Source organism: Massilia sp. S19_KUP03_FR1 (genome assembly GCF_036688685.1).
GTDB lineage: Bacteria > Pseudomonadota > Gammaproteobacteria > Burkholderiales > Burkholderiaceae_D > JALYUM01.
The window spans coordinates 169,162-190,390 of sequence record NZ_JAQQPS010000001.1 but is presented as its reverse complement, the minus strand read 5'-3'; the positions used below and the strand labels follow the sequence as shown (position 1 = coordinate 190,390).

The following is a 21,229-nucleotide window of genomic DNA, read 5'->3' as shown; positions in this document are numbered from 1 at the left end:
TCCTTAATGGCGGCGTAACTTGAAACGCTGTAGTTTACCGGTTTCGGTGCGCGGCAGTTGTTTCGCGAAAATAATGGCGCGTGGGTACTTGTACGGCGCGATCTGCTGGCGCACAAAGGCCTGCAGCGCCAGCACCATGTCCTCGCTGCCATCGGCGCCGTCGCGCAGCACGATGTGGGCCTCGACGATCTGGCCGCGATCCGCGTCAAGCCGTCCCACCACCGCGCACTCGAGCACGGCGGGATGGCGCAACAGCACCTCTTCAACTTCCACTCCAGCAATATTGTAGCCTGCCGAGATGATCATGTCGTCCAGCCGCGCGCGGTAATAAAAATAGCCGTCGGCATCCATCTCGAAGGCATCGCCTGTGATGTTCCAGCCGTCGCTGACGTAGTCGAGCTGGCGCACGTCGTCGAGGTAACGGCAACCGGTCGGCCCTTTCACGGCCAGCCGTCCCACCACGCCCGGCCCGACCGGGACGCCATCGTCGTCAAGAATGCAGGCGCGGTAGCCGGGAATGGGTTTGCCGGTCGCGCCGGGGCGCACCTCGGCGCCCGCCGCCGAGATAAAGATGTGCAACATTTCGGTGGCGCCGATGCCGTCGATGAGCGCCAGGCCGGTGGCCTCCAGCCAGGCCGTGCGCGTGGCCGCCGGCAGCGTTTCGCCGGCCGACACGCAGCGCGTCAGGCTGGACAAATCGATGCCCGCCGCCAGCGGCGTCATCTGGCGATAAAAGGTGGGCGCGGTGAAGCAGACCGTGGCGCGGTACTGCTTGACGCCAGCCAGCAAGGCTTCCGGCGCAGGCCGGTCGAGCAGCACCGCGCAGGCGCCGACCCGCAGCGGAAACAGCAGCAAGCCGCCCAGCCCAAACGTGAACGCCAGCGGCGGCGTGCCGATGAAGATGTCGTCCTGCTGCGACGCCAACAGGTGCACCGGGAAACAGTCGCAGATGGCCAGCAGGTCGCGCTGAAAGTGCATCGTCCCTTTCGGCACGCCGGTGGTGCCCGACGTAAAGCTGATCAGGCAAATATCGTCGGCTGCCGTGTCGGCCGCGCAGAACGGCGCCGCGTGGCGCGCCATCAGCGCGGCCAGGCCGGCGCCGCAGTCGAGCACCGGCGGGCCGCCCGGCATGGCGTCGAATTCGGCGCACAGGTCGGCCGCGCACAGCACCGCATTTACGCGCGCCTTGTCGACAATCGCCTGCAGTTCGCGCGCACGCAGCAGCGGCATGGTTGGCACCGCAACCAGCCCGGCCTTGATGACGGCCAGGATGCACGCCGCTGTCAGCGGGCAGTTGGGGCCGTGCACCAGCACCCGGTTGCCGGTGACCAGTTGTAGATCGTCAATTAAAACGTGGGCGATGCGGTCGACCCGGTCGGCCAGCTCCGCATAGGTCCAGCGGGCCGCGGGCGAGATCAGCGCGGTACGTGCGCCCCAGCCGGCGGCGAGCGCGCCGTCGACCAGAACAGCGGCGCAGTTGCAGCGGCTTGGGTAGTGCAGCGAAGGCAAATCGAACACCAGCGCCGGCCACTGGTCGGTCGGGGGCAGCATCGCGCGCGCAAACCCGTCGACGTGGATGGAAGGCTGCAACGACATTGGCTCGGATGCGCTCATGGTGCCCCGACTATACCGCACCCGGCAGCCAGCGCGCGCGCTCCTCCTGATGCAGCACATCGCACAACACTTCATCGAGCACATTGTTGACGCGGGTGGCGTCGAGCAGCACGCCCGGTCCTTCCAGCAACTGCAAGGCGGCCGCGGCGGTCGCCAGACCCAGCGTGGCGCAGCCTTCGCGCAAGCGGGTCAGGCGCAGCTTCGCTTCGGCCTGGTCGAGGCCGTCGAGCAGGCGTTCGATGGCCGGTCCCGCCGCGCGCAACTGCCGCTCCAGGCCGCTCAGGTAGAGCGGCAGGCGCGCGCTGTCGATGCCGAGCCGCTTCAAGGTGTCACGCGGTGCTTCGTCGACCGGGCTGGTGCGCGCGCGCAGCGCGACCAGGTGCATTTCGACCTGGTCGGTCTGGAACGGCTTGACGATGTAGCCGTCAGCGCCCAGCGCGGCGGCGCGTTGCACGGTTTCACCATCGGCCGCAGCCGACACCAGCACGAACGGCAAGGACACCAGCCGGCTTTCCGCGCGCACGCGCGTGAGCAGTTCGGTGCCGGACAGGCGCGGCATGCGCAGATCGCAAAAGCACAGTGCCGGCAAGCTGCCCCCCACCAGCAGGCGCCAGGCCTGTTCACCGTCCTCGGCTTCGACAATATCGAAATTGCCGCTGGTATCGATCATGTGCATCAACATCATGCGGGCCACGACATCGTCATCGACGATCAAGATTTTAGGGCGCAGTTCCATCTGCTTTCTCCGTGGGGTCTTCTGCCGGCGCAAACGCGTCGAGCATGGTGAGCAGGCGTGCCATGCCGGCATGCACGGTATCCCAGTTGCCATTATCGGCTGCTGTTTCCATTTCGGCGCACATAGTGTGCAGTGTGGGCTCATGCAGATAGGCTGCACTGCCGCGCAGCCCGTGCAGCACCCGCCCGGCCACCTCGACATCGTGCTGCGCCACGGCCGCCGCCAGCTCGAGGCGGCGCGAGGGCAAGTCGGCGTGGAAGGCGGCGCGCAGGCGCGCCTGCAACGACGACGGCACCGGCGTGCGCACGGGCGGCGCCGGCATGGGGCGGGCGTCGAGGGCGGCGCGCTCGGCAGGATGCGGGCGCAAGTCGGCGCGCGGGGCCGGCAGCGCCAGCAGGTCGCCCGGCGCCGCACCCGGGAACAGGCCGAACATGGCGTCGAGCTGGGACATGCTGGGCACCTCGGGCACCGGCTTGCCCAGATTGCCATTGACCAGGGTAGCAAGCGAGAATCCGCGCTCGAGCTGGCGCCGGATCGCCTGCCAGACCTGCTGGTGCAAGGCCTCTTCCGCGATCGGCTTGGCCATGAACGCATCCATCCCTGCCGCCAGGTAGCGCGTGCGGTCCTCGCCGCTGGCGTTGGCGGTGAGCGCCACGATCATCACGTGCGGATCGCGCACGGGCGCTCCGGGCGGGCCGCCGGCGCGGATCAGGCGGGTGGCGCTGGCGCCGTCCATTTCCGGCATGCGCCCGTCCATCAGGATCAGGTCGTAGCGCTTGCGCGCGCAGGCCGCCACCGCCACCGCGCCGTTTTCGGCGATGTCGACTTCGTGGCCCAGTTCTTCGAGCATGGTGCGAATGATGATCTGGTTGGTCGGAAAATCCTCGGCGCACAGCACCGACAGCCGGTGCGTGTGGGCCAGCCGTTGCGGCACCTCCATGACCGGCGGCGCCACCCCGTCAGGCAAGGGCAACACAAAGCTGAACGTGCTGCCGACCCCTTCCAGGCTTTGGACCCCGATTTCGCCGCCCATCAGTTCGACCAGCTGGCGGCAAATCGCCAGGCCCAGCCCGGTGCCGCCGTAGCGCCGCGTGGTGGTGCTGTCGGCCTGTTCGAACTTGCCGAACAGGCGCGACAAGGCTTCCGTGGCGATGCCAATACCGGTGTCGTGCACGGTGAAGCGAATCAGGTTGACGCGCGCCGCAAAGAACGGCCCGGCGGGCAAGGCACGCGGGTTGTCGTCGCTGCGCTCGATGCGCAGGCTGACGCTGCCGCTGGTGGTAAATTTGAAGGCGTTGCCGACCAAATTCACCAGCACCTGGCGCAGCCGGGTTGGGTCGCCCACCACGAAGGGCGGCAAGTCGTCCGCCATGCGCACTTCGAAGCCGACACTGCGCTCGGCGGCCTGCTCGCCGAACAAGGTCACCACCTGGTCGATGGTGGCCGGCAAGTCGAAATCGATGTTTTCCAGCGTCAGCTTGCCCGCCTCGATCTTGGAAAAATCGAGCAGGTCGTTGATCAGCGCCAGCAGCAGTTCGGCATTGGCCTGGCCGCGCAGGATCTGTTCGCGCGTGCCGCCGGCCAAGCGCGCGTCGCGCAGCGCAAAGCCAAGCATGCCGATCACGCCGGCCAGCGGCGTGCGCATTTCGTGGCTCATATTGGCCAAAAATTCCGACTTCTGGCGCGTGGCGTCTTCCGCCTTTTCCTTGGCCAGGCTGAGGCGTTCTTCGTTTTCCTGCAGCGCCCGGTTGGCCTGGGCCAGCTGGTCGGTATTCCGGCGCACCCGTCTTTCCTGCGCCACCAGTTCCAGTGTCTGGCGCTCGAGCTGGCGGTTCTGCAGTTCGATTTCGCGGGTACGTGCGCTGACCTGGCGTTCGAGCCGGTCCTTCTGGCGGCGCAGGCGGTCGACCCGGGCCCGCATCGACCAGGAGAAGCCGCCCACGGCCAGCATGGCAACGAGCAGCCGGAACCACCAGGTTTTCCAGAACGGCGGCAGGATCGTGATGGCCAGAGTGGCCGCGTTGTCGCTCCAGATACCGTCCTTGTTGGCGGCGCGCACCTTGAATACATAGCGGCCCGGATCGAGGTTGGTGTAGGTGGCAAAGCGTTTATTGGCGGTGGTGCTGACCCAGTCCTGATCGAAGCCTTCGAGCTTGTAGGCGAAGCGGTTGCGCTGCGGCGCGGCGTAGTGCAAGGCGGAAAATTCGAGCGAAAACACGGAGTCGGCCGCGCCCAGCGTGATGGCGCTGGCGCTCTCGATGGGGCCGTTGAGCAATTGCGGCTTGGCCACGTCGACCGCTTCATTGAAAATCTGGAAGCCCGTGATGACGGCGCGCGGCGCGACCAGGTTGTCGCGGATGTCACGCGGGTTGAAGGCGGTGATGCCGTTGAAGCCACCGAAATACAGCGTGCCTTCCGGCGCCACCCAGGCCGAGCCGTCGAAATAAGCGCCCTCGATGGTGCCGTCGCTGGCGCTGTAGGTACGCCAGCGCCCGGTGTCCGGCTCGAAGCGCGTCAGGCCGCTGCTGCTGCTGATCCACAAGCGCCCGTCGAGGTCTTCCAGCACGGCGGCGACGGCATCGTCGGCCAGGCCATCGCGCGAGGTGTAGCGCGCAAAGCGCACCGTGCCATCGGCGCCCACCAGCACCCGGTTCAGGCCAACCGCGGTGCCGACCCACAGATTGCCCTTGCGGTCCTCCAGCAAGTGGTGCACCTCATCGTGGCTGATGCTGCCCGGATCGTTCGGGTCGTTGCGGAAATGGCGGAAGCGCCCGCTGGCCCGGTCGAGCAGGTCGAGCCCGTCGAAGGTGCCGATCCACAGGCGGCCCTGGCGGTCTTCCAGCAAGGGCCGCGCAATATTGTCGGCCAGGCTGGTGCTTTTGGCCGGGTCGTGGCGGTAGCTGGTGACCGCCAGCGTGCGCGGGTCGAGCCGGTGCAGGCCGCCCCGGGTGGTAATCCAGAGAATGCCGGAGCGGTCGACCAGCATGCCGCGTACCGTGTTTGCCTCGCTGTCGCCGTACGCCAGCGAAACGCGCCGGAAGCGCCGCGTGACGGGGTCGAAACTGGTCACGCCGGTGCGCCCGCCCACCCACAGCAAGCCTTGCTGGTCGCGCGCCAGCGCGGTGGCCGAACTGTCGCCCAGGCTGTTCGGATCGGTCGGGTCATGGCGGTAGACCTGGGCCTCGCCACTGGCCGGATCGAACCTGTTCAGGCCACTGTTGGTGCCCAGCCACAACTTGCCGTCACCGGCGCCGAGGATGGCACGCACCTTGTTGTCGGCCAGCGCCTTCACCGAATCGGCCTGGCGCACCAGGCGCGAAAAGCCGCCGCTGCCCAGGTCCACCCGCGACACCCCGGCATACCAGGTCCCGACCCAGAACGTGCCGACGCGGTCGCGGTACAGGGCCGAGACGCGGTTGTCCGCCAGGCTGTGCGGGTCGGTGATGTAATGTGGGAAATTTTCGAAATGCTGCTGCTGCGCGTCCCACAGGTACACGCCATGTTCCTGGCTGCCCACCCACATCTGCCCGCCGGCTTCCCGATACAGGGTGGTAATGTCACCGCTCGCCAGGCCCTCGCTTGCGCCATACACGCGCGGGGTGCCACTGCCGTCGATGGCGCGGCTGGACAGACCGTTCACGCCGCCGACCCACACGGTGCCACGGCCATCGGCCAGCAGCGCGGTGACCGCGCCGGCACTGACGCCGCCGCGGTGGTGCGTGAACGTCTGGGCGCCGGCGGCCAGGCTGTCCAGGCCGGAGGTGGTGCCAATCCACAGGCGGCCGGTTTCGTCGAGCGCCAGCGCGTTGACCTGGTCGTCGGCCAGGCTGTCCGGCGCCCGTTCCTCGTGGTGCCAGACGACAAAGGTGCCGCTGTCCATGTCGAAATGCTGCAGGCCGTCGCCGGTGGCCAGCCACAAGCCGTTCTTGCCGTCGTCGATGATCGCACGCACATGGCGGTTACCGTTGCCGCGCCGCGCCGCTTCCTGGGGCGCAAAATGGATGAAGCTCTGGGTGGCCGGGTCATACCGGTCGAGGCCGCCGTCGGTGCCGAGCCACAGGCGGCCCTTGCGGTCCATGTGCAGCACGCGCACCCAGTTGTTGATCAAGGTGCGCGCATCGCCCACCACATTGCGGTGGACCTTGACCTTGTAGCCGTCGAAGCGCGACAGCCCGGTCTGGGTGCCCAGCCACATGAAGCCATCGTTATCCTGCGCGATGGCCAGCACCGATTCCTGGGCCAGGCCTTCTTCCACCGACAGGTGCTCGAAGCGCAGCGTGCGTGCCGGCGCGGCGCCGGCGACGCCCTGGCAAAACAGGCATGCCAGCAATAAAAAGCCGAGCCAGCGCCTCATGCGGCCGCGCGCGCCATCATGGCGCTGCATGATGCGCAACAATGCGTGGCGCATGAGGAACCAATATTCGTTTAATGTACATCCAGCAAGAGTAGCAGCCGGCTCGCCGCGGCGCAAATATTCCGCAGGCGGCGCTTACTTTGGCTGCATCCGGATGGCGCCGTCGAGGCGGATGGTTTCACCGTTGAGCATGACATTTTCGATGATGGCGCGCACCAGGTGGGCATACTCAGCAGGCAAACCGAGGCGCGGCGGGAACGGCACCATCTTGCCGAGGGCGTCGCGCACTTCCTGCGGCATGCCCATCAGCATGGGGGTTTCGAAAATGCCCGGGGCGATGGTCATCACCCGGATGCCGCTGCGCGCCAGGTCGCGCGCCATCGGCAAGGTCAACCCGACCACGGCCGCTTTCGAGGCGCCGTAAGCGGCCTGGCCGATCTGGCCATCGTAGGCCGCCACCGACGCGGTGTTGATGATGATGCCGCGTTCGCCCGAGTCGGCCGCTTCCAGCTTGCCCATCGCGTCGGCGGCCAGGCGCGCCATATTGAAGGTACCAACCAGGTTGATGTCGACCGCGCGCTGGAACGCCGCCAGCGGGTGCGGGCCGTCCTTGCCGACCGTTTTGATGGCCGGTGCGACGCCGGCACAGTTGACCAGGCCGCGCAAGGCGCCGAGTTGGGTGGCCGCGGCGATGACCGCCATGCCGTCGGCTTCCGAGGTCACGTCACATTGGACGAACTGCCCGCGCAACTCGGCCGCCAGCGTGGTGCCGGCCTCGACTTGCACGTCGGCGATGACGACGGTCGCGCCCGCGCTAGATAACATGCGCGCGGTGGCGGCGCCCAGGCCCGATGCGCCGCCGGTGACGATGAATACATTCTGTTCGATTTGCATGGCATTTCCTCAAAGTTCGCTGGTCGGATGGTGACGTTTACGTTAACGTCAAGCAGCGCGATTGTAGCGACTTTTTGGCGCGACTGCGATCAAAAACAGTTCACGGTGGTGCCGACTGTGTGGCAGGTGCGGCCGGTCGGGTCGACCGCCACGCCGGCCGCGCCGGTGTTGTAGCGCACGCCGTCGGCCCCGGTGCAGCCGCCGGCGCTGCAACTGCCGAGCGGCACCGGCAGCGGCGCCAGCGGGGTGACGCCGGTGGGCGTGGGGTGGACCGGCAAGGTGCCGATCGGATCGGGTGTGCCCGAAGCGGCTTCGCGCGGCGTCAGGGTGGGCCGATAGCCGTCGGTGACGGTCGGCAGCGGCGAGCCGACGACCTGGCGGGTGGGGCGGCGCGGCGCCAGCTTCGCCTTTTGCGCCGGCGTGAGTGACTGGCCCGCGTCGGTCTGCACCTGGGCGGCGGGCATGGCAAACAGCAAGGCGGACAAATAGATAAGCAGCATGGGCGTGTGCTTGAAAAAAGTGAACAACCATTATCGCGAGAAGGCCCGGATGACGGCGCGCGCGTGCGGTAGTATGGATCGATAACGTAAAACGATAAACGGAGACCTCCATGCATGCAGCCCCACCCGCCCGGCAATACCTGGATAAAACCTGCAGCGCCAGCGCCGCGCTCGCCCATGTGCGCGACGGCGACATGATCATCGTGCCTACCGGCGTGGGCGAGCCGCCTGCCCTGCTGACGGCCTTGTCCGATGAGCGCCAGCGCTTTCAGGGGGTGCGGGTGGCGCAGATCCTGGCGCTGCGCAAATTCGGCTACTTCGACCAGGCCACGGCCCACCACGTGCGCCATGCGGCGCTGTTTTTTGGCGGCGCCTCGCGCGCCAGCGGCCAGGGGGGCTGGTGCGACTTCATCCCGAATTATTTTTCCGAACTGCCAACCATGATCGAACGGGGCCTGATGCCGGCCGACGTGGTGTTCGCCATGGCATCAAGCATGAACGAGCAGGGTTATTTTGCCATCAGCCTGGGCACCGACTACACCATGGCTGCCATTACCCGCGCGCGCGCGGTGGTGCTGGAAGTCAACCCGAACGTGCCGTTTGCGCACGGCCAGTGTCACGTCCACATTTCCCAGGTGACGGCGCTGGTCGAAAGCACCGACGCGCTGCTGGAAGTGGGCTTGCCGACCATCGGCCCGGTGCAGGAAGCGATCGGCAAGTATGTGGCCGACATGATCGACGATGGCGCCACCTTGCAGATCGGCTATGGCGGCATCCCGGATGCAGTGGTCATGCAATTGACCAGCAAGAACGACCTGGGTATCCACACCGAGATGATCGGCGACGGCATCCTGACGCTGGTCGAAAGCGGCGCCGTCACGAACCGCAAAAAGACCCTCTTGCCGGGCAAAATGGTGGCGACCTTCGCACTCGGTTCAAACAAGCTGTACCGCTTCATGCACAACAATCCGATGCTGGAAATGCACCCGTCGAACTTCACCAACGACCCGTACATCGCCAGCCAGAACGACAATCTGATGGCCATCAACGCCACCTTGCAGATCGATTTGCTGGGCCAGTGCGGCAGCGAAAGCATCGCCCACCTGCCCTATTCCGGCACCGGCGGCCAGGTCGATTTCGTGCGCGCCGCCAACCGCTCACGGGGCGGCAAAGCGTTCATCGTGTTGCCATCGACCGCCAAGGACGGCACCATTTCGCGCATCGTGCCGGCCCTCACGTCCGGCACCCACGCCACCACCAGCAAGAACGACGTGAATTACGTGGTCACTGAATATGGGGTGGCGCAATTGCGCGGCAAGTCGGCCAAGCAGCGCGCGCAGGAACTGATCGCCATTGCCCATCCCGATTATCGCGGCTGGTTGCGTGCGGAAGCCAACAAGATGTGCGTTTTTTAAGGTTTCAGGTAAATGGATTGAGCAGTGCCAGGCCGTAGCGCCGGGCGGACAGGAAGCCGGGGCTGGCGGTGTCGCGCGTGACCATGGTCATGCCGGGGCGCAGCAAGGCAATGGCAGCCATCTGCCGGTCGGACGTGTGCGGATCCTTCTGGACACCGGCGTTGAGCGTGCCCCACATGCGCGCCGCCTCGGTATCGAACGGCAGGATGCGCTGGGAATAGTTCAGCAGCAATCCCCCCTCCAGCCAGGCCTGGTACAGCGCGACTTTGGTGCTGCTGCCGGCCTGGCGCAGCTTTTCGATGCCGGCCTGGATTTCGCCCACGACCTGAACGCACAGGTATAGCTGGTCGGGCTGGGCGCGCGCAAAGAAATCGATGACGCCCGGATTTGCTTGCTCCCGTTTGCGAAATTCCGACACCACGTTCGTATCGAGCAGGTACACCGTTTACACCTCGAACAGGTCGGCGGGATCGTCGTCGAAGTACGGCATGGCTGCCAGCACCTCGGTGAAGCTGCGTTTTTTCGGGCCGGTAAGGTGATCGCGCACGTGCGCGCGCAAGGCTGCCCGGTGCTCCTCTTCCGCGCTGCGCTTGTTGGCAGCGGCCAGGGTGCGAAGGCCAGCGGCGACGTCGTCTTCCAGTTCCCGTACGAGTAGTTGCGCCATGCCTTCCTCCTTTGATATCAATGCTATCAAATCAGTCTACCCCGCTTTGATCGGCAACGCAAGCCACCGGATCATGACTTCCGGAAACGCGCGGGGATGATGAGCAATCGCGTGCAATGATGACAATATACCAACCAATCCAAGGACCATCATGCCAGCCACCGTCACCAAAAACGACCATATCAAGGGCGCCGACAGCGCCGCAATTACCTTGATCGAATACGGCGATTTCGAATGCCCATTTTGCGCGCGCGCCCACGAAGCATTGACCAGCCTGTTGCCGCAATATGGCGATGATGTGCGCCTGGTGTACCGCCACATGCCGCTGGACGGCATGCATCCTGACGCCACGCCGGCGGCCGAAGCGGCTGAAGCCGCAGGGGCGCAAGGAAAATTCTGGGAAATGCACGACGCCCTGTTCGCCGGCCAGGACGATTTGTCCGACCAGGCATTCCAGGCGATGGCGCAGGACATCGGCCTGGATGGTGACAGATTCGAGGATGATTTACAAAGCGGCAAGTACGCGCAGATAGTGGCCAGCGACGCCGCCGAGGCGCGCCACTGCGGCGTGCGGGGCACGCCAACCTTTTATATCAACGGCGTGCAGTTCGAGGGCGACTCGGACGTGCAGTCGCTGGAACAGGCCATCAACGCGGCGCTGGAGAAATGACCGGCGCCGGCGTTGCGGTGACCACCTGCTGCAGTGGCGCCTTGACGGCCAGGTAGCCACCCACCGGCAGCAGTGGCACCAGCAGCAGCGCCACGATGTTGATGATCTTGATCAGGGGGTTGATGGCCGGCCCGGCAGTGTCTTTATACGGGTCGCCCACCGTGTCGCCCGTCACGGCGGCCTTGTGGCTGTCCGAGCCCTTGCCGCCGAAGTTGCCATCCTCGATGTATTTCTTGGCATTGTCCCAGGCGCCGCCACCGGTGGTCATCGAGATGGCCACGAACAGGCCGGTGACAATGGCGCCCATCAGCATGCCGCCCAGCGCAGCCGGCCCCAGCAGCAGGCCCACCGCCACCGGCACCGCCACCGGCAACAGCGACGGCAGGATCATTTCGCGGATCGCCGAGGCAGTGAGCATGTCGACCGCCTTGTCATACTCGGGCTTGGCGCTGCCATCCATGATGCCCTTGATGTCGCGGAACTGGCGCCGCACTTCCACCACCACGGCGCCGGCCGCGCGCCCCACCGCTTCCATCGCCATCGCCCCGAACAAATAAGGAATCAGGCCGCCGATGAACAGGCCGACAATCACCATCGGGTCGGCCAGCTCGAACACGACCGTGTTGCCAGCCGTTTCGAGTGCGTGCGTATAATCGGCAAACAGGACCAGTGCCGCCAGCCCGGCCGAGCCGATGGCGTAACCCTTGGTGACAGCCTTGGTGGTATTGCCCACTGCATCGAGCGGATCGGTAATGGCACGCACCGATTCGGGCATGCCGGCCATTTCGGCGATGCCGCCGGCGTTGTCGGTGATCGGCCCGTAGGCGTCGAGCGCGACGATGATCCCGGCCATCGACAGCATCGCGGTGGCGGCGATCGCAATGCCGTACAGGCCGGCCAGCTCATAGGAAATCAGGATGGCGGCGCACACCGCCAGCACCGGGTAGGCGGTCGACTTCATTGACACGCCGAGCCCGGCGATGATGTTGGTGCCATGCCCCGTGGTCGAGGCTTCGGCGATATGGCGCACCGGCTTGAAATCGGTGCCTGTGTAGTATTCGGTGATGTAGACCATCAGGCCGGTGAGCACGATGCCGACCGCCGTGCAGCCCATCATGCGCACGCGCATGGCCGGGTCGACCCAGACCAGCCAGGTCACCACCGCAAAGCCGAGCAGCGACAGGATCGCGGCCCACCACAGCCCGGTGTACAGCGCCGCCATGATTTTCTTGCCAGGTTTCGCCTTGACCATCGAGCAGCCGACGATCGAGGCGATGATCGACACCGCCCCCAGCAGCAGCGGATACAGGATGGCTTGCGCGACAGCGTCGCCGATCACCAGTGCGCCGAGCAGCATGGTGGCGATCAGGGTGACGACATAGGTTTCGAACAGGTCGGCCGCCATGCCGGCGCAGTCGCCCACGTTGTCGCCCACGTTGTCGGCAATCACGGCCGGGTTGCGCGGGTCGTCTTCGGGGATGCCGGCTTCCACTTTACCCACCAGGTCGGCGCCAACGTCGGCGCCCTTGGTAAAGATGCCGCCGCCCAGACGCGCAAAAATCGAAATCAGCGAGGCCCCGAACGCGAGGCCAATCAGGGGCGTGATGACGTCGTGATTGGTGACGCCGGCGCGCCCGATCAGCAGCCAGTAGAACAGCGTCACGCCCAGCAGGCCGAGTCCCACCACCAGCATGCCGGTAATGGCGCCACCCTTGAAGGCGATGTTCAGCGCCGCATCCAGGCCCCTGGTGGCGGCCTGGGCGGTGCGGACATTGGCGCGCACCGAGACGCCCATGCCGATGAAGCCGCAGGCGCCGGAGAGCACGCTGCCGATCGCAAAGCCGAGCGCGGTGTACGGATCGAGGAAAAAGAAAATGGCGACCAGCAAGACCACGCCGACGATGGCAATGGTGCGGTACTGGCGCGCGAGGTAGGCGCCGGCACCCACTTCGATGGCCTGCGCGATTTCCTGCATGCGCCCGCTGCCGGGATCCTGGCGCAGGATCCAGCTGCGCGACCACAAGCCATACACCACGGCGAGCACGCCGCAGGCTAAGGTGAAGATGAGAAGATTGGATGCGGCAAAGTCCATACACGTCCCCTGGTTCTTATGATTGAGCGACACAAACACACTTCGAACGACCATCTGATAAAGATGCCCTGACCGACTGCGTACTGCGGATGCAACAACGTGGAACTGGAAACAGGTATGACGGGCCTGAAAAAGAACGGACCCGAAGGTCCGCAGTGTTGAGTTAAGCCGACAGCGCCGCGAAGGCGGCATCGCGCACTTGCTCGACTGGCCCGATGCCGGTGATCTTGCGGTATTTCGGTGCACCTGGCAGGCCCGATTCGGCCCACTTGGCGTAGTAGCCCAGCAGCACTTCGGTCTGGTTGTGGTACACGGCCAGGCGCTTCATGACCGTTTCGGCCTTGTCGTCGTCGCGCTGCACCAGCGGCTCGCCGGTGATGTCGTCGACCATGTCGACCTTGGGCGGATTGAATTTGGTGTGGTACACGCGGCCCGAACCCGGGTGGCTGCAACGGCCGCTCATGCGCTCGACGATCGATGCATCCGGCACGTCGATTTCCAGTACGTAATCAATATTGATGCCGCTTTCCTTCATGGCGTCAGCCTGCGCGATGGTGCGCGGGAAGCCGTCGAACAGATAGCCATTGGCGCAGTCGGCGTCCTGCAGGCGGTCTTTGACCAGGCCAATCATGATGTCGTCCGACACCAGACCGCCGGCATCCATCACCTGCTTGGCAGCCAGGCCCAGTTCGGTGCCCGCCTTGATCGCAGCGCGCAGCATGTCGCCGGTCGAGATCTGGGGAATATTGAATTTTTCTTTGATGAAATTAGCCTGGGTGCCTTTACCGGCCCCTGGCGCTCCTAACAAAATGAGACGCATGAAGAGTTCCTAAAAACAATTTTTGAAGATGAATAGATTCTTTGATAACAGACCGCGCATGGTGCATATCTGACTAGCTTGGTACGAAACTTAACACAAATGCAGTCAAAAATGCCACCGGATGGAGCGTTGCCATCTATTAATTGATTTAGCGCAGACTTTCCGGTAATAACTTGCCGACCGGATCAAGACGTGTAAAAAAGTCGCACCCGGGCCAGGTCGGCGGGCGTATCGACGCCCGCTGCTGGTGCGCTGTCGGTCAGATGCACCGCAATGGGCACCCCGTGCCAGAGGACCCGCAATTGCTCCAGTGCCTCGATGGACTCGATCGGCGCAGGGGAAAGTGTCGGGTACGTTTGCAGGAAAGCGTTGCTGTATGCATACAAACCGATATGGCGCAGCGGCACGTAATCGGCCGGCAAAGCGGCCTGGCTGGCAGAGAAACCATCGCGGTGCCATGGAATGGCGGCGCGCGAAAAGTACAGCGCATTGCCGGCACCATTCAACACCACTTTCACCACGTTCGGATTGAACAGGTCGGCCGCATCCGTGATCGGATGGGCACAGGTGGCCATCGGCACGGTGGCCGAGATGCGCGCCGCGCACGCCGCCAGCAGGCTGGGGTCGATCAGCGGTTCGTCGCCCTGCAGGTTGACGATCACGGCGTCCGCCGCCAGGCCCAGCGCCAGCGCCACCTCGGCGATGCGGTCGGTGCCGGACGGGTGATCGGCGCGTGTCATGCACACTTCCACGCCGTGCGCCGTGCAGGCGGCCGCAATGTCGGGGTGATCGGTGGCAACCACGATGCGCGCCGCGCCAGAGAGCGCCGCGCGCTCGGCCACGCGCACCACCATTGGCTTGCCGCCCAGGTCGGCCAGCGGCTTGTTGGGCAGACGGGTCGACGCCAGCCGCGCCGGGATGATGACGATAAACTTGTTCAAGCTCACACCGTTACACCGGGACGATTTTGCGGGCCTGGTCGACCCACATGATCGGAATGCCGTCACGCACAGGGAACGCAAGGCGGTCGGCGCGGCAGATCAGCTCCTGGGCTTTCTTGTCAAATTCAAGCGGTCCCTTGCACGACGGGCAGACCAGGATATCAAGCAGGCGAGCATCCACGACATTTCTCCACAATTTGTTCGGCCAGCGCAGGATCGATGTGCGCCGTCACCGGGACGACCCACAGGCGCGGATCGTTTTTCAGGTTTTCAATTTGCCCACATTTTACTGCATCCTTCTCGGTGATCAGGATCACGTCCGTTTCCAGCCCTGCAAAGGGGTCGTCGCGGAAGTCGTGGTGGTCAGGCAAAGGCAGTTCGATGAAGGCCAGGCCGGCCGCTTTCAGCATGGCAAAAAAACGGCCCGGGTTGCCGATCCCGGCCGCGGCCACCAGGCGCCGACCGGCCAGCGCGCCCAGCTCGACCCGCTCGCCGCTGACCAATTGCTCGGCATACCCGCCGCGCAACTGCATCTGGAACGGCGCGGTGCCGACAGCCTTGCTCAGCGCCGCATCCAGCACCGCTGTGTTGACGATGTTGAAATCGCGCCGGCGCGAAGGCGGCTCGCGCAGGGGGCCGGCCGGCAAGGTCCAGCCATTGCCGACGCCGCGGCCGTCGAACAGCACCAGTTCGATGTCGCGCTGGAGGGCGTAATGCTGCAGGCCGTCGTCGGTGATGAGGACGTCGACTTCCGGATGGGCCGCCAGCAAGGCGCGGCCGGCGTCGGCCCGCACCCGCCCTACCACCACCGGGCAAGCCGTGCGGCGCGCGATCAACAGGGGCTCGTCGCCGACCTCGCTGGCCGCGGCGTCCGGCGTCACTTCGCGCGGCAGCGCGCCTTTTCCGCCATGCCCGCGCGAGATGATGCCGGGCCTGAAACCGGCAGCGCGCAACGCTTCGGCGAGCCAGATTGTCAGCGGCGTCTTGCCGGTGCCGCCAATAAAAATATTGCCGACCACGATGACCGGCACCGGCAGGCGCGTGGACGCCAGCACGCCGCTGCGGTACAGGCGCGCGCGCAGGGACGCCAGGGCGCGAAACAGCAGCGAGACCGGATACAGCGCACAGGCCAGCGGCCCGCGGCGCAGCCAGGCGCGTGTGAACATGGTTTCGAGGGAGGTGTTCGACATAAAAAAACAGGCGCCCGGGGCGCCTGGAGTTACTCTACGGTTACTTTTTGCCGCCGGTTTGCGCGGCGAAGGTGAGCTTGTCGTAGCCGGCCACGCGTGCCGCTTCCAGCACGTTGATGACCATCTGGTGCATCGCGAACTGGTCGGCATTGACGATCACCACGGGCGAGGCGCCGGCCGGCTGGCCGCCACTGCTGGCGGCCTTCTTGAGGTCGTCAGCCAGACCGGCCACCGTGTGGAACGCCACCGGCTCGTTGTTGACCGTGTAGTTGCCCTTGGCGTCGACCGTCACGTTGATTTCAAACGGTTTGTCGATGGCCTTCGCGGCGTCGGCGGTCGGCAAGGTGATTTGCAGCTCGGTGAACTTGCTGTAGGTGGTGGTGACCATCAGGAAGATCAGCACCACCAGCAGCACGTCGATGAACGGGATCAGATTGATCTCCGGCTCTTCGCGCTGGCGCCCGCGCCTGAAATCCATCATTTGCGCGCCCCGTGCACCACGTCCACGAATTTCACGGCCTGCGATTCCATGTCAACAATAAAGCTGTCGACCAGGCCGCGGAAGTGGCGGTAGAACGCCAGCGCCGGCATGGCGATGATCAGACCGAAGCCGGTGTTATACAGCGCCACCGAAATACCGTGGGCCAGCTGCGCCGGGTTAGTGCCGGTGGCATTCTGCGCGCCAAAAATCTCGATCATGCCGACCACGGTGCCGAACAGGCCCATCAGCGGCGCCAGCGAGGCAATCGTGCCCAGGGTGTTCAGGAAGCGTTCGAGGTTGTGGGCCACGCCGCGGCCCGCTTCTTCGATCGATTCCTTCATCAGTTCACGCGGTGCGTTGACGTTACGCAAGGCGGCGGCAAGGACGGTACCCAGAGGCGAGTTCGCTTCCAGCTTGTTGATGACGTCCGGGGTGACCTTGTTGCTGCGATATACCTGGATCACCTGGTCCAGCAAGGGTGGCGGCAACAACTTGGCGCGACGCAGATAAATCAGGCGCTCAATGATGAGCGCAAGCGCAACGATCGAGGCGATCAGCAACAACCAGATCGGCCAGCCTGCAGCTTGAAGAATAGCGAGCAAAACGAACTCCTGAAATAAACCAACCAGATGGGACTAAAAAGGAACAACGAATGCCGCAATGTAACGTGTCGGCACGATTGCGGCAAGTCCAGTTCTACTCTGTTACTTATGCACACAAACTTGTCCCAGGGTTGCAAACACATTCTGTGGACAAGTATGTGAGCAAGCGCAAACGGCACCATCTAAGCCATTGAAAATAAAGCACTTTTATACTACGCACAAAAAACAGGCAGATTTTCCGCGAATCAGCCTCGATCCCATTTAAACATTTCTGCACATAATTTGTGGACAAGATTGTGCGCAAGCTCTTTTGCACTACCCTAAATGATTGAATACAAAGGGAAAAGTTGTGCTGATGCATTTTGTGGCAAGCTGCCCTTTTCCCGCCTATATGTGGGATTTTTCGCACAAATTTCGTCGGCGGCGGGCAGTTTTCCACAGCCGCGCCCCAATTCTGCGCTTCTGCACACCTTCTGTGGACAACAATGTGCGCAAGCACCTCGACGCTTCCTTAAGTCCTTGATTTTAATAAGGAAAGCAGTTGCTGCTTTACAATTAAGCAGCGCCTGCGCCGGTTTCCGCGTCAAAGTTTTGCACGGAATTTGTGGATAACTTTGTGGGCTATCCGTACGGGTATTCCCGAAGTACTTGATTCATAAGGGTTTTTTGGCCCTGCCTGAAAAGCACGCAGCGCTGAAAAACCTTTTGAATCAAGCGTTTAGCGCATTCTCTTGAGCCAGGCATTAAGATGACGGATTGCTGCACAACTTCGACCCATTTGAACAACACCATGCTGCTACCCGACGACCCCGCCGTCATCACTGTCACCGCCCTCAATGCGCAAGTGGCGCGCCTGCTCGAGCGCAGCTTCCCTCTCACCTGGATCAGCGGTGAAATCTCGAACTTCACCCGTGCCGCCTCCGGCCACTGGTATTTCACCCTGAAGGACGACGCCGCCCAGGTGCGCGCCGTCATGTTCCGCGGCCGCGCCCAGTACGCCGGCTTCACGCCGCGCGAAGGCGACAAGGTCGAGGTGCGTGCGCTGGTCACCCTGTACGGCGCGCGTGGCGACTACCAGATCAATGTCGAGGCGATGCGCCGCGCCGGCGTGGGACAGTTATATGAAGCCTTCCTGCGCCTGAAAGAAAAGCTGGCCGCGCAGGGCTGGTTCGATCAGGACCGCAAACGCGCGCTGCCGATGTTCGTGCGCAGCGTCGGTGTCGTCACCAGCCTGCAGGCGGCCGCCCTGCGCGACATACTGACGGCCCTGCGGCGGCGCGCGCCGCACGTGCGCGTGGTGCTGTATCCGGCGCCGGTGCAGGGCCAGTTCGCGGCCGACAAGATCGCCGACGCCATCGCCACCGCATCGCGCCGCGCCGAGGTGGACGTGTTGCTGGTCTGCCGCGGCGGCGGCTCGATCGAAGATTTGTGGTCGTTCAATGAAGAAGTGGTGGCGCGCGCGATTGCCGCCAGCAGCATCCCGGTGATTGCCGGGGTCGGCCACGAGACCGATTTCACGATTGCCGACTTCGTCGCCGACGTGCGCGCCGCCACACCCACCGCCGCCGCCGAACTGGCCGCCACGCCGCGCGCCGACTGGCTGGGGTCGCTGCAAGCCGATGCGATTGACCTGCGCCGCGCCATGCGCCGCACGCTGTCGGAAGCAAACCAGAGCCTGGACAATGCCAGCCGCCGCCTGCAGAGTCCGTCGGCCCGGATCGGCCACCAGCGTTTGAAGCTACTGGCGCTGTCGACCGCGCTGACGCACGCCGTGCGCGCGCCCGTGAACCGGCACGGCCTGGTGCTGGCCCAGTTGCGCCAGCGCTGGACGCGTCACCGCCCCGACGTGCGCGCCTTGCGCGCGCAGGTCGGCTCGGAAGGCCGCCACCTGGGCGCCAGCTTCCACAACGGACTGCGCGCGCGCTGCGAGGCACTCGGCGCCCTTGCCGCGCAACTCGAGCTGCTCAACCCGCAGCGCACGCTCGAGCGCGGCTACGCGATCGTCAGCGATGCGGCTGGCCGGGTGCTGCGCAACCCGGGCGACATCCGCGCGCGCAAAAAACTGCAGGTGCGCCTGGCCGAGGGCAGCGCCGAGATTGGCGTATCGAGCGTACAAACCCCGCTCGCTTGACGAATTCACTAGCCGAAAGTGCAACCGGCGCGCATACGATTTACAATACCGGCTGCTTTCCAACCAAACAAGGAACAAGACATGGAACATACTCTGCCGCCACTGCCGTACGCAAAAGACGCTCTTCAGCCACACATGTCCGCTGAAACGCTGGAATACCACTACGGCAAGCACCACCAAGCCTATGTGACCAATCTGAACAACCTGATCAAGGGTACCGAGTTCGAGAACCTGTCCCTGGAAGAAATCATCAAGAAATCGTCCGGCGGCATCTTCAACAATTCCGCCCAGGTCTGGAACCACACCTTCTTCTGGAATTGCATGGCGCCAAACGCCGGCGGCGCGCCAACCGGTGCGGTGGCTGACGCCATCAACGCCAAATGGGGTTCGTTCGACAAATTCAAGGAAGAATTCCAGAAGTCGTGCGTCGGCAACTTCGGTTCCGGCTGGACCTGGCTGGTGCAAAAAGACGGCGGCGTCGACATCGTGAACACGTCGAATGCCGGCACCCCGCTGACCGGCACCGACAAGCCACTGCTGACCTGTGACGTCTGGGAGCACGCTTACTACATCGACTACCGCAATGCCCGTCCGAAGTTCGTCGAAGGTTTCTGGAACCTGGTGAACTGGAACTTTGTGAACAGCAATCTGGCGTAATTCGCGCCAGTTCTGTGATGACGGCCCGCTGCTTGCGGGCCGTTTTTAGTTGTGAGGAGAAGAAATGCGCGTCATGTTGGTGGAAGACGATGCCCGGCTTGCCGCGCTCGTGATGGAATATCTGAATGGCTACGAGTTCGAGGTCGAACTGGTCACCCGTGGTGATGAGGCGCTGGCGCGGTTCCAGGCCAGCCAGCCCGAACTGGTGGTGCTCGACCTGATGCTGCCCGGTACCGACGGCATGGTGGTCTGCCGCCAGCTGCGCGCCGTCTCCGATGTGCCGATTTTAATCCTGACCGCGCGCGAAGATTCCTACGATGAAGTCTCCGGCCTCGAACAGGGCGCCGACGACTTCGTCAACAAGCCGGTGCAGCCGCGCGTGCTGCTGGCGCGCCTGCGCGCGCTGGCGCGGCGCCGTCAGGCCGCGCTGCCAGTCCAGGTGGAAGCGGCGGCGCTGGCGGCGCCTGACGGGCCGCCGGTGTATGTGTTCGGCGCGCTGCGCATCGTCACGGCCGACCGCAGCGTGGTCTGGCGCGGCCAGGAGTGCGTGCTGAGCAATACCGAATACAAGCTGCTGCTGGTGCTGGTGGAGTCCAGCGGACAGGTGCTGTCGCGCGACGCCTTGCTCAAGAAAATGCGGAATATCGAATTCGACGGCCTCGACCGCAGCATCGACAACGCGATCTCCAAGCTGCGCCGGCGCTTCGACGACGCCGATGCGAGCAAGATCAAAACCGTCTGGGGCGAAGGCTATTTATTCTCGCCGTCGGCCTGGCACTAATCGAATAACGGCGTGATCGCCAGCGGCATGCTGGCGGTCACCAGTGGCATCCGCTCGGTCCCAGCGAAGCGGTAGGTGACCACAGGAAAGCTGGCGTCGCCATCGCCCGCGAACGGCATGCCCGGCGCGGACGGCAGCCGCGCGCCGGCAAGCATGACCGAAGCGACCGCGCTGCCTTTGCTGAACACGAAGCGCACGCCGACGCAATTGCGCGCGCCAAACAGCGCCAGCTGGCGCGCATAGGCCAGCGCCTGCTCGCAGCCGCTGCGCAATTGTTCAGTGTCGTACAAATTATCCGGACGCAGCGTCAGAGACACTTGCGGGCGCACCGTGAACGGGCCCAGCGGCCGGCTCAGTTGCAAGGTCGCGTTCTCGTCGTAGGCGGCGCGAGCCAGCGGAAAGACCGTGCGCAGCGTGGCGTCGAGCGGGAAATGGCCCTGGCTGGTTTTGCCCAGCACCATCAATTGCACACCCGCACGATCGGCAACCGGGTTGCGCGGCACCAGCTGCAACTGCTGTTGCAGCAGCGACTTCGGCCCGCCGTATTTCTCGAACACCACCATGGCCCGGTAGGCATCGCGGTATGCCACCCAATCGCTGCCCTGCGCGTGCGCGGGAAGGCACTGCAGCATCACCAGCGCCAGCGCCAGCGCTGCAGTGGGGGCGAAAAGGCGGCGTGCGACCATG

General features: G+C 64.5%; 21 protein-coding genes. 6 read left to right on the top strand and 15 right to left on the bottom strand.

The annotated features are described in order from the left end of the window. Nucleotides 1-3: 3 nt before the first annotated feature. The 5 genes from V6M87_RS00835 to V6M87_RS00815 form a co-directional block, all read right to left on the bottom strand. Nucleotides 4-1,614, bottom strand: coding sequence for an AMP-binding protein (locus tag V6M87_RS00835; protein WP_332847821.1), 1,611 nt, complete (start codon nt 1,612-1,614; stop codon nt 4-6). 10 nt (nt 1,615-1,624) lie between these two features. After that, nucleotides 1,625-2,350, bottom strand: coding sequence for a response regulator (locus V6M87_RS00830; protein ID WP_332847820.1), 726 nt, complete (start codon nt 2,348-2,350; stop codon nt 1,625-1,627). Then, nucleotides 2,334-6,758 (bottom strand): hybrid sensor histidine kinase/response regulator, encoded by a 4,425-nt coding sequence (locus V6M87_RS00825; protein WP_332847819.1) that lies wholly within the window; start codon nt 6,756-6,758, stop codon nt 2,334-2,336. Before V6M87_RS00825 ends, V6M87_RS00830 begins: the two co-directional genes overlap by 17 nt. Nucleotides 6,759-6,839: 81 nt before the next feature. Then, nucleotides 6,840-7,598 carry a 3-hydroxyacyl-CoA dehydrogenase gene (locus tag V6M87_RS00820; protein WP_332847818.1) on the bottom strand — a complete coding sequence of 253 codons (759 nt, stop codon included), beginning with the start codon at nt 7,596-7,598 and terminating at the stop codon, nt 6,840-6,842. A gap of 89 nt (nt 7,599-7,687) precedes the next feature. Continuing rightward, the gene (locus tag V6M87_RS00815) at nt 7,688-8,098 is read right to left on the bottom strand and encodes a hypothetical protein (RefSeq protein ID WP_332847817.1); all 411 of its coding nucleotides are present in this window, start codon (nt 8,096-8,098) and stop codon (nt 7,688-7,690) included. A 110-nt stretch (nt 8,099-8,208) separates the two neighbouring features. Between V6M87_RS00815 and V6M87_RS00810 the strand changes: the two genes are divergently transcribed. Beyond that, on the top strand, nt 8,209-9,513 hold the full coding sequence (locus tag V6M87_RS00810; RefSeq protein WP_332847816.1) for an acetyl-CoA hydrolase/transferase family protein: 1,305 nt from the start codon (nt 8,209-8,211) through the stop codon (nt 9,511-9,513). 4 nt (nt 9,514-9,517) lie between these two features. Here the strand turns inward: V6M87_RS00810 and V6M87_RS00805 are convergent, their stop codons facing one another. Beyond that, nucleotides 9,518-9,955: a type II toxin-antitoxin system VapC family toxin gene (locus V6M87_RS00805; RefSeq protein ID WP_332847815.1), complete on the bottom strand. Its 438-nt coding sequence runs from the start codon at nt 9,953-9,955 to the stop codon at nt 9,518-9,520. Between the two features lie 3 nt (nt 9,956-9,958). Then, nucleotides 9,959-10,177, bottom strand: a complete 219-nt coding sequence (locus V6M87_RS00800; protein ID WP_332847814.1) for a FitA-like ribbon-helix-helix domain-containing protein — start codon at nt 10,175-10,177, stop codon at nt 9,959-9,961. A 151-nt stretch (nt 10,178-10,328) separates the two neighbouring features. On the opposite strand from V6M87_RS00800, the gene V6M87_RS00795 reads away from it, so the two are divergent. Beyond that, nucleotides 10,329-10,847, top strand: a complete 519-nt coding sequence (locus V6M87_RS00795; protein WP_332847813.1) for a DsbA family protein — start codon at nt 10,329-10,331, stop codon at nt 10,845-10,847. Here V6M87_RS00795 and V6M87_RS00790 read toward each other — a convergent pair. The 7 genes from V6M87_RS00790 to V6M87_RS00760 all read right to left on the bottom strand — a co-directional run bounded on the left by V6M87_RS00790 (nt 10,825) and on the right by V6M87_RS00760 (nt 16,973). Next, nucleotides 10,825-12,939 (bottom strand): sodium-translocating pyrophosphatase, encoded by a 2,115-nt coding sequence (locus tag V6M87_RS00790; RefSeq protein ID WP_332847812.1) that lies wholly within the window; start codon nt 12,937-12,939, stop codon nt 10,825-10,827. The genes V6M87_RS00795 and V6M87_RS00790 overlap by 23 nt on opposite strands. Before the next feature lie 163 nt (nt 12,940-13,102). Then, nucleotides 13,103-13,759 (bottom strand): adenylate kinase, encoded by a 657-nt coding sequence (adk, locus tag V6M87_RS00785; protein ID WP_332847811.1) that lies wholly within the window; start codon nt 13,757-13,759, stop codon nt 13,103-13,105. A 185-nt stretch (nt 13,760-13,944) separates the two neighbouring features. Then, on the bottom strand, nt 13,945-14,700 hold the full coding sequence (gene kdsB / locus V6M87_RS00780; RefSeq protein ID WP_332847810.1) for a 3-deoxy-manno-octulosonate cytidylyltransferase: 756 nt from the start codon (nt 14,698-14,700) through the stop codon (nt 13,945-13,947). A 10-nt stretch (nt 14,701-14,710) separates the two neighbouring features. Then, on the bottom strand, nt 14,711-14,881 hold the full coding sequence (locus V6M87_RS00775; protein WP_332847809.1) for a Trm112 family protein: 171 nt from the start codon (nt 14,879-14,881) through the stop codon (nt 14,711-14,713). Further along, nucleotides 14,862-15,890: a tetraacyldisaccharide 4'-kinase gene (gene lpxK, locus V6M87_RS00770; RefSeq protein WP_332847808.1), complete on the bottom strand. Its 1,029-nt coding sequence runs from the start codon at nt 15,888-15,890 to the stop codon at nt 14,862-14,864. The genes V6M87_RS00775 and lpxK overlap by 20 nt, the downstream gene beginning before the upstream one ends. Before the next feature lie 40 nt (nt 15,891-15,930). Further along, nucleotides 15,931-16,368 (bottom strand): ExbD/TolR family protein, encoded by a 438-nt coding sequence (locus V6M87_RS00765; protein WP_332847986.1) that lies wholly within the window; start codon nt 16,366-16,368, stop codon nt 15,931-15,933. Next, nucleotides 16,368-16,973: a MotA/TolQ/ExbB proton channel family protein gene (locus V6M87_RS00760; protein WP_332847807.1), complete on the bottom strand. Its 606-nt coding sequence runs from the start codon at nt 16,971-16,973 to the stop codon at nt 16,368-16,370. The genes V6M87_RS00765 and V6M87_RS00760 overlap by 1 nt, the downstream gene beginning before the upstream one ends. 324 nt (nt 16,974-17,297) lie before the next feature. Here V6M87_RS00760 and V6M87_RS00755 point away from each other — a divergent pair, with 324 nt between their 5' ends. The 4 genes from V6M87_RS00755 to V6M87_RS00740 all read left to right on the top strand — a co-directional run bounded on the left by V6M87_RS00755 (nt 17,298) and on the right by V6M87_RS00740 (nt 20,542). Further along, the gene (locus tag V6M87_RS00755; RefSeq protein WP_332847806.1) at nt 17,298-17,585 is read left to right on the top strand and encodes a hypothetical protein; all 288 of its coding nucleotides are present in this window, start codon (nt 17,298-17,300) and stop codon (nt 17,583-17,585) included. 178 nt (nt 17,586-17,763) lie between these two features. Next, the gene (xseA, locus tag V6M87_RS00750; protein ID WP_332847805.1) at nt 17,764-19,104 is read left to right on the top strand and encodes an exodeoxyribonuclease VII large subunit; all 1,341 of its coding nucleotides are present in this window, start codon (nt 17,764-17,766) and stop codon (nt 19,102-19,104) included. A gap of 81 nt (nt 19,105-19,185) precedes the next feature. Further along, nucleotides 19,186-19,761: a superoxide dismutase gene (locus V6M87_RS00745; RefSeq protein WP_332847804.1), complete on the top strand. Its 576-nt coding sequence runs from the start codon at nt 19,186-19,188 to the stop codon at nt 19,759-19,761. Nucleotides 19,762-19,825: 64 nt separating this feature from the next. After that, nucleotides 19,826-20,542 carry a response regulator gene (locus V6M87_RS00740; protein WP_442920538.1) on the top strand — a complete coding sequence of 239 codons (717 nt, stop codon included), beginning with the start codon at nt 19,826-19,828 and terminating at the stop codon, nt 20,540-20,542. Here V6M87_RS00740 and V6M87_RS00735 read toward each other — a convergent pair. Beyond that, complete coding sequence (locus V6M87_RS00735) at nt 20,539-21,228, bottom strand: hypothetical protein (protein ID WP_332847803.1); 690 nt, start codon at nt 21,226-21,228, stop codon at nt 20,539-20,541. The two genes, V6M87_RS00740 and V6M87_RS00735, sit on opposite strands and share 4 nt — an antisense overlap. Between the last annotated feature and the right edge of the window lies 1 nt (nt 21,229).